11 protein-coding genes are annotated in these 13635 nt (G+C 73.1%); 2 read left to right on the top strand and 9 right to left on the bottom strand.

Annotation, left to right across the window (positions count from 1 at the left end):
* Positions 1-118: 118 nt before the first annotated feature.
* The 8 genes from ACGF3J_RS21195 to ACGF3J_RS21160 all read right to left on the bottom strand — a co-directional run bounded on the left by ACGF3J_RS21195 (position 119) and on the right by ACGF3J_RS21160 (position 11967).
* A complete protein-coding gene (locus tag ACGF3J_RS21195; protein WP_393854473.1) occupies positions 119-1849 on the bottom strand; it encodes a PP2C family protein-serine/threonine phosphatase in 1731 nt (576 codons plus the stop codon).
* Entirely contained in the window at positions 1846-2910 is a 1065-nt protein-coding gene (locus ACGF3J_RS21190; protein ID WP_393854472.1) for an ATP-binding SpoIIE family protein phosphatase, read from the bottom strand. The genes ACGF3J_RS21195 and ACGF3J_RS21190 overlap by 4 nt, the downstream gene beginning before the upstream one ends.
* The gene (locus ACGF3J_RS21185; protein ID WP_161329161.1) at positions 2910-3350 is read right to left on the bottom strand and encodes an anti-sigma regulatory factor; all 441 of its coding nucleotides are present in this window, start codon (positions 3348-3350) and stop codon (positions 2910-2912) included. Before ACGF3J_RS21185 ends, ACGF3J_RS21190 begins: the two co-directional genes overlap by 1 nt.
* Positions 3350-3781: an STAS domain-containing protein gene (locus ACGF3J_RS21180; RefSeq protein WP_161329160.1), complete on the bottom strand. Its 432-nt coding sequence runs from the start codon at positions 3779-3781 to the stop codon at positions 3350-3352. The genes ACGF3J_RS21185 and ACGF3J_RS21180 overlap by 1 nt, the downstream gene beginning before the upstream one ends.
* The gene (locus ACGF3J_RS21175) at positions 3778-4668 is read right to left on the bottom strand and encodes an STAS domain-containing protein (protein WP_161329159.1); all 891 of its coding nucleotides are present in this window, start codon (positions 4666-4668) and stop codon (positions 3778-3780) included. Before ACGF3J_RS21175 ends, ACGF3J_RS21180 begins: the two co-directional genes overlap by 4 nt.
* Before the next feature lie 151 nt (positions 4669-4819).
* A complete protein-coding gene (locus ACGF3J_RS21170; RefSeq protein WP_161329158.1) occupies positions 4820-5212 on the bottom strand; it encodes an STAS domain-containing protein in 393 nt (130 codons plus the stop codon).
* A gap of 115 nt (positions 5213-5327) precedes the next feature.
* Positions 5328-7751 (bottom strand): SpoIIE family protein phosphatase, encoded by a 2424-nt coding sequence (locus tag ACGF3J_RS21165; RefSeq protein ID WP_393854525.1) that lies wholly within the window; start codon positions 7749-7751, stop codon positions 5328-5330.
* 217 nt (positions 7752-7968) lie between these two features.
* Positions 7969-11967: a HAMP domain-containing protein gene (locus ACGF3J_RS21160; protein WP_393854471.1), complete on the bottom strand. Its 3999-nt coding sequence runs from the start codon at positions 11965-11967 to the stop codon at positions 7969-7971.
* A 310-nt stretch (positions 11968-12277) separates the two neighbouring features.
* On the opposite strand from ACGF3J_RS21160, the gene ACGF3J_RS21155 reads away from it, so the two are divergent.
* Both ACGF3J_RS21155 and ACGF3J_RS21150 read left to right on the top strand, forming a co-directional pair.
* Complete coding sequence (locus ACGF3J_RS21155; RefSeq protein ID WP_161327992.1) at positions 12278-12643, top strand: PRC-barrel domain-containing protein; 366 nt, start codon at positions 12278-12280, stop codon at positions 12641-12643.
* A gap of 51 nt (positions 12644-12694) precedes the next feature.
* On the top strand, positions 12695-13147 hold the full coding sequence (locus ACGF3J_RS21150; RefSeq protein WP_161327986.1) for an ATP-binding protein: 453 nt from the start codon (positions 12695-12697) through the stop codon (positions 13145-13147).
* A 14-nt stretch (positions 13148-13161) separates the two neighbouring features.
* Here ACGF3J_RS21150 and ACGF3J_RS21145 read toward each other — a convergent pair whose 3' ends face one another.
* Positions 13162-13596, bottom strand: coding sequence for an ATP-binding protein (locus ACGF3J_RS21145; protein ID WP_161327987.1), 435 nt, complete (start codon positions 13594-13596; stop codon positions 13162-13164).
* Positions 13597-13635: the final 39 nt, after the last annotated feature.

Raw genomic sequence — 13635 nt, 5'->3', positions numbered from 1 at the left:
GCCCCTGGATCGCTGCTTCGCACCTCGACAATCCCATCGCGCCCACGCCGGTGCGGCCAGCCGGGTGCGGCAGGCGGGTGCGGCCGGGCGGGCGCGGCCGGGGGAGTGGTGCCTCCGGTCAGGCCGGGCCGCGGAGGTGGCAGAGCAGCAGGCACACGTCGTCGTCCCGCTCGGAGTCGCTGAGCAGCGGATCCAGGAGCCCGTCCGCCGCACCCTCCAGGTCCGTCTCCAGCTCCGCCGGCGCGAACGAGCCCAGCGCGTCGGCCAGTCGCCCGATGCCCGGGTCTATGCCCTGGGCGCGGCGCTCCACCAGACCGTCGGTGTACAGCGCGAGCGTGGAGCCGGGCGCCAGCGGCACCGTGTGGTCGGCGATCTCCTGGCGGAGCGGGATGCCGAGCATCGCGCCGGGCTTGTCGTCCAGGATCCGCACCTGCCCGTCCGGGGTCCGCAGCACCGGCGGCGGATGGCCGGCGGCGGCCCACGTCAGGGTCGGGTCGTCGGGGTGGAAACGCGCGATGACGGCGGTGGCGAACAGGTCGGGCTGCAGGTGGTGCAGGAACGTGTGCAGCCGGGTCAGCAGCCGCCCCGGGCTGCCGCCGTCCACGGCGTACGCCCGCAGCGCGGTACGCAGCTGGCTCATCATCACGGCGGCGCGCAGCCCGTGCCCGGTGACGTCGCCGACCACGGTGATGACCCCGCCGTCGGGCTGGCGGAAGGCGTCGTACCAGTCGCCGCCGATGTTCAGCCCGTGGGTGGCCGGCAGGTAGCGGGCGGCCAGCCCGAGGCCCGCCGGGGAGGGCAGCTCCGTCAGCAGGGCCCGCTGGAGCGTCTCCGCGATGTCGCGGTTGTGCTGGTAGCGCCGGGCGTGGTCGATCGCGATGCTCGCCCGCCGGGTCAGCTCCACCAGCATGACGGCGTCGTCCGGGTCCCACTGCTCCCCGGGCGGTGACAGGGTCACCACGCCCTGGGGGGCCTGCCGGGTCGGCAGCGGGATGCACAGCGCGGGCCGGTCCGGGTCCAGCGCCGAGGGCGGCTGGTCCTGGACGCCGGGCAGGTGCCCCGGGCGCGTGGCGGCGTACTGCGCCCGTCCGGTGCGGGCCGCGACCACGGCCGCCGCCGGATGCGCCTGCCCCGGCCGCCCGTCGTCCTGCTCGAACAGCCAGACGTCGACGCTCGCAGCGTACTCGGGCACCAGCAGCTCCGGCAGCCGCCGCACGATCTCGTGGTGGTCCAGGGACGCCGTGAGCACCGCGCTCGCGTCCGCCAGGAAGGTCAGCCGGCGCCGGGCGTTCTCCGCCTCCGTGCGCGCCTTGCGTTCGGCGGCGAACGCCTCCCGCTGGGCCCGCCCGGCGGCGTCCAGCTCCGCGTGCAGCGCCACGACGCCCTGGTTGGTCTGCTGCAACTCCTCGCGGTGGAAGTCGACCAGGTCCTCCTGCTCGCCGAGCCGCTCCAGGACCAGCGCCGTGTCCTCGTCGGCACCGAGCAGGGCCTCCGCCAGCCCGGCCGCGTCGTCCGGCACGGGGACGTCCCCGGGATCCGTGGCCGGCTCGGGGCAGGCCACCGTGACCTGCCACGGCGGCTCGCCCGCGGCAGCGGCGTCCGGCGAGGTCACCACGGCGTGCAGGGCGCCCGCCCCGGTCCCCGCCGCTGCGCGGCCCGCGGGGCCGGTCGTGAGGGTCAGCCGCCAGGTGCCGCCCTTGGTCAGGCACAGCCGCAGCTGCGCGCCGACCGCGGCCGTCAGACGGGTGCGCTCCAGCGGCGGCACGCCGCAGGCCGCGGCCAGCCGCGCGGTGGCGACGCGCGCGCGGGCCGCGTCGGTGAGGTCGCTGATCTGCCAGGTACGGGTCATGGGCGGTCCGCCGGGACGGGGGCCAGCACGGCGACCGCGGTGTCGTCCCGCACCGGGCGGGCCGGGCTGCTGGCGTCGCGGAGGGTGACGGCGGCGGTCACCGCGGGGTCGACCGTCGCACGGCAGGTCTCCGACGTCGGCGTCCAGCGGCTCGGCAGACCGTCGCTGTGCAGCACCAGCACCCGGTCGTCCGCCCAGTCCGCCGTCTCCTCACGCAGGGTCGTGGGCCGGTGGGTGCCGATGATGCCGGGCCGGGACACCAGGTGGCGCCAGGTGCCGCCCTCGCACAGCCGCGCCCCGATGTTGCCGACGCCGGCGAACCTGAGCACGCCGGCCCGCGTGTCGACCTGGGCCACCGCGACCGCCGCGCCGCGGGTGCCGGTCAGCGCCCGGTCCAGCCGCCGCAGCGCGTCCGCGGGGGTGACGTGGGCCGCGTCGCGCAGGGCGTCGACGGCGGCGGTCGAGGCACGGGCCGCCTCCGGGCCGTGGCCCAGACCGTCGGCCAGCATCAGCGTGACCAGGTCGCCCGCGCGCACCCAGGCCCAGGCGTCGCCGGAGTACTCCGCTCCGCCGAAGGGGAGGTTGACGCCGCCGGCCCGCACCCGGTCCGCCGGGCCCGGCTCGCCGGCCGGGCCGTCGGGTACGGCGCCGATCCGGGCGGCCACCACCGTGCCCCGTCCCGAAACGCTGTGCAGGTCGAAGTGGTCCGAGAGACGCGCACAGGTGCCCAGACCGGCACCGAGGGAGCGCGTGGTGGTGAAGCCGTCCCCCAGGGCGGCCGGCACGTCGGCGATCCCGGGGCCGTGGTCCACCGTGGTGACCTGCACGAGCCGGGCTCCGTCCCGGCCGTCGGCGAGGACGGGCGGAGCGACCACGTCGATGAGGACCCGGCCGCCCCCGGCGTGCTTGAGCAGGTTGGTGGCCAGCTCGGTCGCCACCAGCGCCGCGGTGGCGGTGCGCCGCTCGTCCAGTCCGGCCAGCGCCGCCGCCTGTTCCGCGGCCACCCTGACGTCACGCACCCGGGTCGAGTCGTGCACCGGCACGTCCCACACGCGTGGCATCAGGACTCCTCGCGCGGGCGCGGCGGTCTGCCCACCCAGGAGGTCACCCGCACCGTCGTGCCCGTGCCCGGGGCGCTCTCGATCGCGAACTCGTGCACGAGCCGCCGGGCCCCGCCCAGCCCCAGGCCCAGTCCCTCACCGGAGGTGAAGCCGTCGCTGAGCGCCTGCTCCAGATCCGCGATGCCCGGTCCCTCGTCGGCGAAGGTGAGCCGCAGCCCCCGGGTGCCCCCGTCGGTCAGCTGCTCCGTCTCCATCGTGCCGCCACCGCCGTACACGAGCGTGTTGCGTGCCAGTTCGCTGGCCGCCGTGACCAGTTTGGTCTGGTCCACCAGGCCGAAGCCGGTCTGGGCGGCGGCCTGTCGCACATGCTGTCGCACCCACACCAGATCCATGTCCGAACGGATCGGCAGGCGGGCCTGGGAGCCCGCGGCAGTGTGCATCACAAAGTCTCCCGGCGCAGGCCGCCGGAGCGGGACGACGGGGTCTGCCCCGTGAGGAACTCCATGGCCGCCTCGGTGTTGAGCGCCGTCCGCATGCCCGGCAGCGTCAGACCCAGCTCCACCAGCGTGATGGCGACCGCGGGCCGCATGCCGACCACGACGGTCCGGGCGGCGAGCAGGCCGCTCTGCCCGGCGATCTCGGCCAGCACCCGGCCGAGGAAGGAGTCGACGATCTCCACACCGGAGATGTCGATGATCACACCCGTGGCGCCACTGCCCACGATGGTCTCGGCGAGATCCTCCTGGAGCTGCTGCGCCGTGCTGTCGTGCAGGTCTCCCTGCAGGGTGACCAGCAGGACGTCACCGAGCCGCAGGACCGGAAGACGACCCGCCGGGGGAGCCCCGCCGGGTCCCGGGAATCCCTCGTTCACCGCGTGACCGCTCCGTTCGCGCCGGGCGCCACGATGCCCACCCCGAGCTGGTGCAGCACGTACGCCAGCGCGTCGGCGAGGCTCGCACGGGTGGGCACGTTGCCCAGGTCGAGACCGAGGTGGACCATGGTCTGCGCGATCGCCGGCCGGATGCCGGAGACCAGGCACTCGGCGCCCATCAGCCGGGCCGCCGCGACCGTCTTCATCAGGTGCTGGGCCACCAGTGAATCGACCGTCGGGACCCCGGTGATGTCCAGGATCGCGAAGCGCGCCTGCTGCTCCACGATGGATTCCAGCAGCGTCTCCATCACCACCTGGCTGCGGGCGCTGTCCAGCGTGCCGATCAGCGGCACGGCCACGACGCCGTCCCACAGCTTGATGACGGGAGTGGCGACCTCCATCAGCTGCAGCCGCTGCCGGTCGATGAGTGCCTGGCCCTCGCTGAGCGCCGTCTGCATCACCACGACGCGCAGGGTGCCCATCAGCACACCCAGCGTGGCGAGACAGGAGCGGGTGTGCTCGACGGAGTCGTCGGGCAGATCGGCAATGAGCAGGTTCTCCACCGGCGTACGCAGCGTGGCCAGTTCTCCCGACACCTGCGCGCTGCTCAGGCCCGCCCGGGAGCGGGCCGCGCCCATCCGCGCCAACTGCTCGCGCACTGTCGTGAATCCCGCGGCGTCCGGATCCTCCACCCGTTCCGCGTCCGCCACTTGAGCCAGCGCGTCGACCACGGCCTTGCCCGCCTCGACCGCCTCGTCGCGCGAGACGGTGAACACGGCGCGGAACAGGGGCTCGTCCGCCCAGCGCTGGGCGATCTGCTCCCGGCGGCGCCGCAGAAAGTCCCTGATCTCAAGCGTGGGCGATCCCGCGGTTCCCTCTTCCGGCACCTGTTCCACTCCTCATCCGCTCCTGCCGCCCGCAGCGCGCTAAGCGGTGCGGCGGTGATGTGACTCTGCCGGGCGACAACTGTAACCACCCTCCGACCTCGTACGACACCTGCTCCCGCGCGACCGGTGTCCGCGCGGAGGGGCCGGGGTCTCAGGCCTGCGGCAGGTCGGGACCCTCCGGCTGCGCGTCGACGCGGGAGAGCGCCTCCTCGGTGCTCTCCGAGACCGGCACGGTGATGCTCACCCCGGTCAGGTCCAGGACGCGCCGCACCGCCGGGGCGGGGGCGATGATGTGCACACTGCCCGGCAGCTCCCGGGCCTCCTGGTAGACCCGCAGGATGATGTTCATACCGGAGGAGTCCATGAACGGGACCTCCGACAGGTCCAGCAGGAAGTGCCGCCGGCCGTGGTGGAGCTGGTTGGCCAGGTGATGCTGCAGTTCGGTCGCGGTGTCGACGTCCAGGTAGCCCGCCACCTTCAGCAGCGCGATCTCCTCCCGCGGCAGCGTCACCTCGACGGACAACGGGTTCTGGGCGATGGGCACGTGTACCTCCAACAACGCGGCGTCGCGGCGGACCGTGGTGATCCGCCGCGCCCGGCGATTACCCCCGAATCCCGGTCCCATGCACAGCCGCCGGGACGGGTTCGCGGACCGCCGTTCAGCCGACCCGGATACCCACGAGACAGGTGTCGTCGTCGGTGTCCGAGCGGCTGTAGGTGAGCAGCCGGTCCAGATGCTGGTCCAGGGTGGTCGGCGTCGGGCTGACAGTGGTCAGCAACTGGTCCAGCGCCTCCTCCACGGAGCGGTCCCGGCGCTCGATCAGGCCGTCGGTGTACATGAGCAGCGTGTCCTCGCCGGCCAGCTGCACCTCGGCCTCCTCGTACGCCGCCTCCGCGACCGCGCCCAGCAGCATCCCCCTGACCAGCGGCAGCCGCTCCGCCCGTACGCCGCGCACGAGCACCGGCGGCAGATGGCCCGCCCTGGCCCAGCGCAGGGTGCGCCGCGCCGGGTCGTACAGCCCGCACACCGCGGTCGCGGTGACACCGCCCGTCAGGTGGTGCGCGACGATGTTGAGCCAGGACAGCAGCTGGCCCGGACCGGCCCCGGTCACCGCCAGGCCGCGCAGCGCGTTGCGCAGCACCACCATGCTGGTCGCCGCCTCTATGCCGTGTCCGGCCACGTCGCCGACGCACAGCAGCACAAGACCGTTCGGCAGCCTCACGGCGTCGTACCAGTCGCCGCCGACCAACTGTTCCGTCTCCGCGGGCCGGTAGCGGACGGCCACCTGGAGTTCCGGCATCTTCAGCGGGGTCTGCGCCGGCGGCATGATGGCGTGCTGCAACTGCAGGGTCAGCCGGTTGCGCTCGATGGCCTGCTGCTCGGTGTGGGCCAGCTGGTCGCGCGTCGCGGCGAGCGCCACCTCGGTCCAGTGCTGGGCGGAGATGTCCTGATAGGCCCCCCGTACGACGAGCAGGCGGTCGTCGGTGTCCAGGACCGGCTCGGCCACCACCCGCACGTGCCGGGTCACACCGTCCGGCCGCTGCAGCCGGAACGCCGCCGACGCCGGCCGCCGGTGGTGCAGCAGCGTGCGCAGGAAGCGTCCGATGGCCACCGCGTCGTCCGGATGGGCGTGGGCGGCCAGCTCCTCCAGCCGTACCGGGGTGCTCGTCCGCGGACGTCCGTAGAGGTCGAAGAGCTGCCCGTTCCAGGTGATCTCGCCGGTCAGCAGGTTCTCCTCGAAACCGCCGATGCGGCCCAGGCGCTGGGCGTGCTGGAGGAGGCTGGCCAGCCGGGCCGTCTCGTCCTCGATCCGCCAGATGAGCAGGACGGCGTTGCCGTGCCGGCTGACGCTTATGTCCGCGACCGCCGACAGCGCCACCTGGTCCACCAGCGCGGTCAGGTTCATCCGCCGGGCCCGGAACGGCTCGCCCGTCGCGTACACCCGCTCGACGTGCCGGAACAGCTCGCTGTCCCCGGCGGCCAGCGGGTACGCCTCCAGCAGCAGGGCGCCGCTCACCACGGCACGCGGCCGTCCGGCGGGGTCCATGAAGCTCTCGTTCACGTGCTGGATGCGGAAGTCCGCCAGGTGGCCGTCGGCGTCCAGGTGCGGCACCAGCACCAGGGCGGGGTCGTACAGTCCGTCGGCCAGGTCCATCAGCTCGACCGCGTCCGGCAGGACCCTCGGCTGCTGCCCGGCGCCGTTCGGCGGCGTGTACGACTCCAGGGTGTGGGCGCACAGCTCCGCCAGGGCCTCCACCTGGCGCACCACCTGCGGCGGCTGCGGCATCAGCGGCGCCGGCCAGGCGATCTCCAGCACGCCGTGCAGGCGTCCTCCGGTACCGGCGGGCACGGCGACCCTGCCGCCGTCCGGATACTGGTGCCGGCCCACGCTGGGCAGCCCCGTATCCGCCAGCGACGTGATCCACTGCCCGGCCCGCTCGGTCAGTCCGGACCGGGCGACCGTCGCCACGTCCGGCGGCACGTAGCGCCAGCGGGTGGCCTCGGCCGGGGAGAACCCCGCGCTGCCGGCCAGGGTGAGCGACCCGTCGTACCCGGCCGCCCAGATGGCCACCGCGACCGCGCCGAGCGGGCGCAGCGCCTGCTCCAGCAGTGAGTCGGCCACGGCCTGGGTGTCGCCCGCGGCCAGCGCCCCGCTCTCGGCGGCCCGCAGGCGTACGGCGGCGGAGTCGGCCCCCGCCTCCCCGGGCCGCCCGTCCCGCCGGGAGTCCCCGCCGTACCGGCCGTCCGTGTCGGTCCCGGGGTCCCGGTCGGGCTCGGAGCGCACGGCGGCGGTCGCCGCGAGGAAGGCGTCCGTCACCTCCGACATCCGGTCCCGTGCCGCCTGGTTGATGACGTCGACCGCGAACTCCAGCGGCGTCACCCGGGACTGTCCGGCCAGTTCGGCGAGCTGCCGCGCCGCCTGGGCCGGACCGCAGCCGAGCCGCGCCACCAGGATGCCCTTGGCCAGCTCGATCAGGGCCCGGCCCTCGGCCTCCGCCTGGGCGGCCCGTACCTCGCTGCTGAGCCGGTCGACGGTGGCCGCCAGCCGGCCCACGGGCGACAGCGGCGTCAGGGCGCGCATGCCGACGGCCGGTCCGTCGAGCGCGCAGGACTGCGGCGGCCCGGGTGCCGGGGGCGGTGCGGCGGACGCCTCCCGCGGTGCGGCGGCGGCCGGTTCGCGGGACTGCTCGGACTTGCTCACGACGGGGACGCTCCTCGGCTGGCGAGGGCCACGGAGCGCGACGGGCCGCGCCGCGCTCCGTCCGGCCCACCCTGGTACGGGACGGGGGCCGGTGTGGTCATGCGGGCAGCCACCGTCGGACGCAGGCGATGAGGTCCTGGGTGTCGACGGGCTTGGTGACGTAGTCGCTGGCGCCCGAGGCGAGGCTCTTCTCCCGGTCGCCGGGCATCGCCTTGGCGGTGACCGCGATGATCGGCAGCTCGGCGTACTCGGGCATCCGGCGGATCTCCGCCGTCGCCGTGTAGCCGTCCATCTCCGGCATCATCACGTCCATCAGGACCAGCGCGATCTCCGGGTGGTGCGTCAGCTTCTCGATGCCCCGGCGGCCGTTCTCCGCGTGCAGGACACGGAAACCGTGCAGTTCCAGGATCCCGCTGAGCGCGAAGAGGTTGCGCGCGTCGTCGTCGACGACGAGAACGGTGCGCCCGGTGGGGGAGTCCTCCCCGAGGTACGCACTCGCGCGCCGGGGCTCCTCCGGCCGGACCAGGGTCAGTACGTCCCCGGGCTCCTCGGCGGCGAGGTGCAGGGCGATGCGCTCGCGCAGCTCGTCGAGGCTGGACAGGAACTCCAGCACCCCGCCCGCCGCGCCGGAGCGCAGGTTCTCCTCCAGGGCCGCGTCCGCGCGGTGACCGCTGTGCACCAGCACGGGCACGCTCGCCAGCGCGGAGTCGCCCCGCAGCGCGTGCAGGAACCGCGACGCCTCCTCGTCCGGCATGCCCAGCTCCAGGACGACGCAGTGGCACGGCTCGGCCGCCAGCGCGCCCGCCGCCTCCTGCGCCCCCACGGCGGTGATCACGTCGAGCGGGGGCCGGTCGCCCGCCTCGTCCCGCCCGTGCGTCAGATCGGCGATCACGCTCTCCGCGACGAGGGTGAGCAGACCGCGCGGGCGCTCCTCCACGACCAGCAGCCGCCGCGGACGCGGCCGGTGACCGCCGCTCGTCAGCTCGGGCACCGGTGCCGGCCGGTCGAGCACGTCGACGGACGCCTCGTCCGGCACCCGATCCGGGCCCCGGAGATGCAGTTCCTCGAAGTCGGGCCGGGTCACGGGCAGGAACAGCGTGAAGGTGCTGCCCCGGTCGGGCGTGCTGTCCACGGTGACCGCGCCGCCGAGCAGCTGGGCGATCTCCCGCGTGATGGACAGGCCGAGCCCGGTGCCGCCGTACTTGCGGCTCGTCGTGCCGTCCGCCTGCTGGAACGCTCCGAAGATCGACTCCAGGTTCTGCTCGGGGATGCCGATGCCCGTGTCCTTCACCCGGAAGGCCACCACGGCACCGCCCCGGACCACGCCCGCGGGCACCTCGTCGTCCGGTGCCGGTTCGACGGCCAGCTCCACACCGCCCCGCTCGGTGAACTTCACCGCGTTGGACAGCAGGTTGCGCAGCACCTGACGCAGCCGGGAGTCGTCGGTCAGCAGGTCCGCGGGCGCACCGGCGGCCGTCGCCACCGTGAACTCCAGGCCCTTCTGCGTCGTCATGGGCCGGAAGGTGGCCTCGACGTACTCGATGAGCTGCCGCAGCGTCACCCGCTCCGGGGCGACGTCCATCTTCCCCGCCTCGACCTTCGACAGGTCCAGGATGTCGTTGATCAACTGGAGCAGGTCCGAGCCGGCGGAGTGGATGATGCCCGCGTACTCGACCTGCTTCGGGGTGAGGTTGCGCGAGGGGTTCTGGGCGAGCAACTGGGCGAGGATCAGCAGGCTGTTGAGCGGGGTGCGCAGTTCGTGGCTCATGTTGGCCAGGAACTCGGACTTGTACTTCGAGGCCAGCGACAGCTGCTGGGCCCGTGCCTCCAGCTCCTGCCGGGCCTGCTCGATCTGGAGGTTCTTCGCCTCGATGTCCCGGTTCTGCGTCGCCAGCAGGGACGCCTTGTCCTCCAGCTCGGCGTTGGAGTGCTGGAGTTCCTCCTGCTGAGCCTGCAGCTCCGCCGAGCGGGCCTGGAGCTCGCCGGTGAGGCGCTGCGACTCGGCCAGGAGTTCATCGGTACGGGCGTTGGCCACGATCGTGTTGACGTTCACGCCGATGGTCTCCATCAGCATTTGCAGGAAGTCCTGGTTGATCTGCGTGAACGGGGCGACCGAGGCGAGTTCGATGACGCCGAGGACCTGTCCCTCGACCACGATGGGCAGCAGTACCAGGGCCGTCGGCACGATCTCGCCGAGCCCCGAGGAGACGGTCAGGTAGCCGGCCGGCAGGTCGTCCACCAGGATGGTGCGCCGGCTGCGCGCCGCCTGGCCGACCAGGGTGCGGCCGAAGGCGAAGCGGGTGGGCCTGGCCGTGTTCTCCGGGTAGCCGTAGGAGCCGACCAGCCGCAGCTCGGGACCCTGGTCCCCGTCCTCGGCCAGGTAGAACGCGCCGTACTGTGCCGACACCAGCGGCACCAGCTCGTCCATGATCAGCTCGGCGACCACGGGCAGGTCCCGGTGGCCCTGCATCAGGCCGGAGATGCGGGCCAGGTTGGTCTTGAGCCAGTCCTGCTCCTGGTTGGCCCGGGTGGTCTGCCGCAGGGACTCCACCATGGAGTTGATGTTGTCCTTGAGCTCGGCGACCTCGCCGGACGCCTCCACGTTGATGGAGCGGGTCAGATCGCCCTCGGCGACGGCGGAGGTGACCTGGGCGATCGAGCGGACCTGGCGGGTGAGGTTGCCCGCCAGCTCGTTGACGTTCTCCGTGAGGCGCTTCCAGGTGCCGGAGACGCCCTCCACCTCGGCCTGACCGCCGAGGCGGCCCTCGGTGCCGACCTCGCGGGCGACGCGGGTGACCTCGTCGGCGAAGGCGGACAGCTGGTCGACCATCGTGTTGATCGTCGTCTTCAGTTCGAGGATCTCGCCGCGCGCGTCGACGTCGATCTTCTTCGACAGGTCGCCCCGGGCCACCGCGGTCGTCACCAGCGCGATGTTGCGCACCTGGCCGGTGAGGTTGTTGGCCATCGAGTTGACGTTGTCGGTGAGGTCCTTCCAGGTGCCCGCTACGTTCGGCACGTTGGCCTGGCCGCCGAGGCGTCCGTCGGTGCCGACCTCGCGGGCGACGCGGGTGACCTCGTCGGCGAAGGCGGACAGGGTGTCGACCATCGTGTTGATGACGTCGGCCAGCGCCGCGACCTCGCCCTTGGCGTCGACGGTGATCCGCTGCGACAGGTCGCCCCGGGCCACGGCGGTGGCGACCTGGGCGATGGAGCGGACCTGACCGGTCAGGTTCGACGCCATCACGTTGACGTTGTCGGTGAGGTCCTTCCAGGTGCCCGAGACCCCGCGCACCCGGGCCTGGCCGCCCAGGTTCCCGGCCGTGCCGACCTCGCGGGCGACGCGGGTGACCTCGTCGGCGAAGGCGGAGAGCTGGTCGACCATCGTGTTGATGGTGTTCTTGAGTTCGAGGATCTCGCCGCGGGCGTCCACGGTGATCTTCTGGGAGAGGTCGCCCTTGGCCACCGCGGTGGCCACCTGGGCGACGTTGCGGACCTGGTTGGTCAGGTTGCCCGCCATGAAGTTCACCGAGTCGGTGAGGTCGCGCCAGGTGCCCTTGACGCCCTGGACGTCGGCCTGGCCGCCGAGGCGTCCGTCGGTGCCGACCTCGCGGGCGACGCGGGTGACCTCGTCGGCGAAGGCGGAGAGCTGGTCGACCATCGTGTTGATGGTGTTCTTGAGTTCGAGGATCTCGCCGCGGGCGTCGACGTCGATCTTCTGGGAGAGGTCGCCCTTGGCCACCGCGGTGGCCACCTGGGCGATGTCACGCACCTGCGTCGTCAGGTTGCCCGCCATCGCGTTGACCGAGTCCGTCAGGTCGGCCCAGGTGCCCGAGACCCCCGGCACCTTCGCCTGTCCGCCGAGGGTGCCCTCCGTGCCGACCTCGCGGGACACCCGGGTGACCTCGGAGGTGAACACGGACAACTGGTCGACCATGCCGTTGAAGACCTTGGCGATGTCGCCCATCAGGCCGTCCGCGTCGTCCGGCAGACGGGTGCCGAAGTCGCCGTCCCGCACGGCCGTCAGGCCGGCCAGGAGGCGGCGCAACTCCTGATCGGCCGGAACCGCGTCGACGGCCCCGGCGCTGTCGTTGGTCATTGCACCCTCGTTCCGCTCCCCAGGAGCCCTCGGAGCGAGGACTCGGACCCCCTCCGGACCGATTGGGTGGGTCCGGGCTGTTGCGTGGCATTTCCGCTGTTCACGGATCCGCACGATGAGAAAATACGCCCGAGATTAACCCAGGTGCGGGGTGCGGACAAAGCGGGGCCGCCCCCGTGCGCGGCGGCATTTCGCCACCCCCGATCGGACCGCCGGCCCGAATGCGGCGGCCCCGGCCGGGTATCTGCTGCTGTGGGGCCGGACCGGCTCCGCGAGGTCGCCGAAACGGGAGGGAAGGGACAGCGTGCCGATGGAGAGCATCTGGTCGTACGCGGCGGACAGCGGTCACGTGGAGGGACAGGACCTGACGGGCTGCACCGTCGTCGCCGACGACGGAACCATCGGGCACGTGGACCGGCAGGCCGAGCACTTCGGCATGCAGCACCTGGTCGTCGACACCGGAGTCTGGGTGTTCGGCCGGAGTGTGCTGGTGCCGGTCGGCGTGGTCCGCTCCATCGACCCCGAGTCCCGCACGGTCACGCTGACCTGCGCCAGGGCCGAGGTGAAGGCCGCGCCGCGGTTCCGGACCGACAGCGAGACGATGGACCGCGCGTACCTGGCGTCCGTCGGCGACTACTACCATCGGCTGCCACCGCGGGAGACTCCCGCGACCTGACCGGGCGCCGGAGAGAGCACACGGAACACGCTGAAAACGGGGACCCAGGACATGGAACCAAGCGAAGGGACCATCACGGTCTCGTCCGGCGTCGCGCCCCCGGGGGTGCAGGCGCCGGCCGTGGTGGACAGCGCGGCGACGGCACGCGCGTACGCCGAGTCGGTGGCGCGCGCCCAGTGGGGCGGCCCCGGCCGCACGGTCCGCGACGAGGACGTCGTCGACCTGCTGCTGGTGGTCTCGGAGCTGGTCACCAACGCGATCCGGCACGGTGACGGACTGGCCGGCTTCGAGGTGCGGCCGACGCCCGAGGGGCTGCGGATCGCCGTGCACGACCACAGTGCGGTGGTGCCGCGGGCCGTGTACGCCTTCCCCACCACGCACCCCGGAGGCGGCTACGGCTGGCCGCTGGTCGCCCGGCTGGCCCGGGACATCGCCGTGGACCTGCGGGAGGGCGGCGGCAAGACGATCAGCGTGCTGGTGCCCCTGCGCCCCGTGAGCACCTGACCCGGCCGGCGAGGTCACCAGGGCAGGAAGACGTGGATGTCCTTGCCCCGCTCACCGGTGACGACGCTCACCTGGTCGGACAAGGTGTGGATCAGATGCCAGCCGATGCCGCCGCCGCCCTGGCTCGGATGGAAGGGACGCGGTGCGGGCTCGGTCGCGCTGGTGTCGTGCATGACCACGTGCACGCCGTCGAAGGTACGGCGCAGCCGCAGCTGGAACGGCCCGGGGGCGTACTGCACGGCGTTCGCCGCCAGTTCGGTGACCACGAGAAGGATGTCGTCCCAGTGCTCGGGCGCCGCGGGAGGCGCCGCACGGGCCAGGTCGTAGAGGAACTCCTCCGCGACCAGCCGCGCACCGGTCACGTTGTGCAGTTCGCCGGTGAAGCTTGCCGTGCGGTTCGTGATCTCCTCGGAAGCCAGTGTCCTGTCCCAACGCGACTCGGCTGCCATCTCGCCTTCCCCGGCCCGGCACCGGCCGGGCCTCGTCCT

Origin of the sequence: Streptomyces sp. NPDC048171, assembly GCF_043202655.1 — a bacterium.
Lineage (GTDB): Bacteria > Actinomycetota > Actinomycetes > Streptomycetales > Streptomycetaceae > Streptomyces.
Note: the sequence above shows the minus strand (reverse complement) of the source record. Positions and strands in the feature narration are given on the sequence as shown.

Excerpts from the sequence above, each read along its gene's own strand:
- ACGF3J_RS21195 (WP_393854473.1), bottom strand. The coding sequence starts at position 1,849 with ATGACCCGTACCTGGCAGATCAGCGACCTCACCGACGCGGCCCGCGCG.
- ACGF3J_RS21190 (WP_393854472.1), bottom strand. The coding sequence starts at position 2,910 with ATGCCACGCGTGTGGGACGTGCCGGTGCACGACTCGACCCGGGTGCGT.
- ACGF3J_RS21185 (WP_161329161.1), bottom strand. The coding sequence starts at position 3,350 with ATGCACACTGCCGCGGGCTCCCAGGCCCGCCTGCCGATCCGTTCGGAC.
- ACGF3J_RS21165 (WP_393854525.1), bottom strand. The coding sequence starts at position 7,751 with ATGCGCGCCCTGACGCCGCTGTCGCCCGTGGGCCGGCTGGCGGCCACC.
- ACGF3J_RS21160 (WP_393854471.1), bottom strand. The coding sequence starts at position 11,967 with ATGACCAACGACAGCGCCGGGGCCGTCGACGCGGTTCCGGCCGATCAG.
- ACGF3J_RS21155 (WP_161327992.1), top strand. The coding sequence starts at position 12,278 with ATGGAGAGCATCTGGTCGTACGCGGCGGACAGCGGTCACGTGGAGGGA.
- ACGF3J_RS21150 (WP_161327986.1), top strand. The coding sequence starts at position 12,695 with ATGGAACCAAGCGAAGGGACCATCACGGTCTCGTCCGGCGTCGCGCCC.
- ACGF3J_RS21145 (WP_161327987.1), bottom strand. The coding sequence starts at position 13,596 with ATGGCAGCCGAGTCGCGTTGGGACAGGACACTGGCTTCCGAGGAGATC.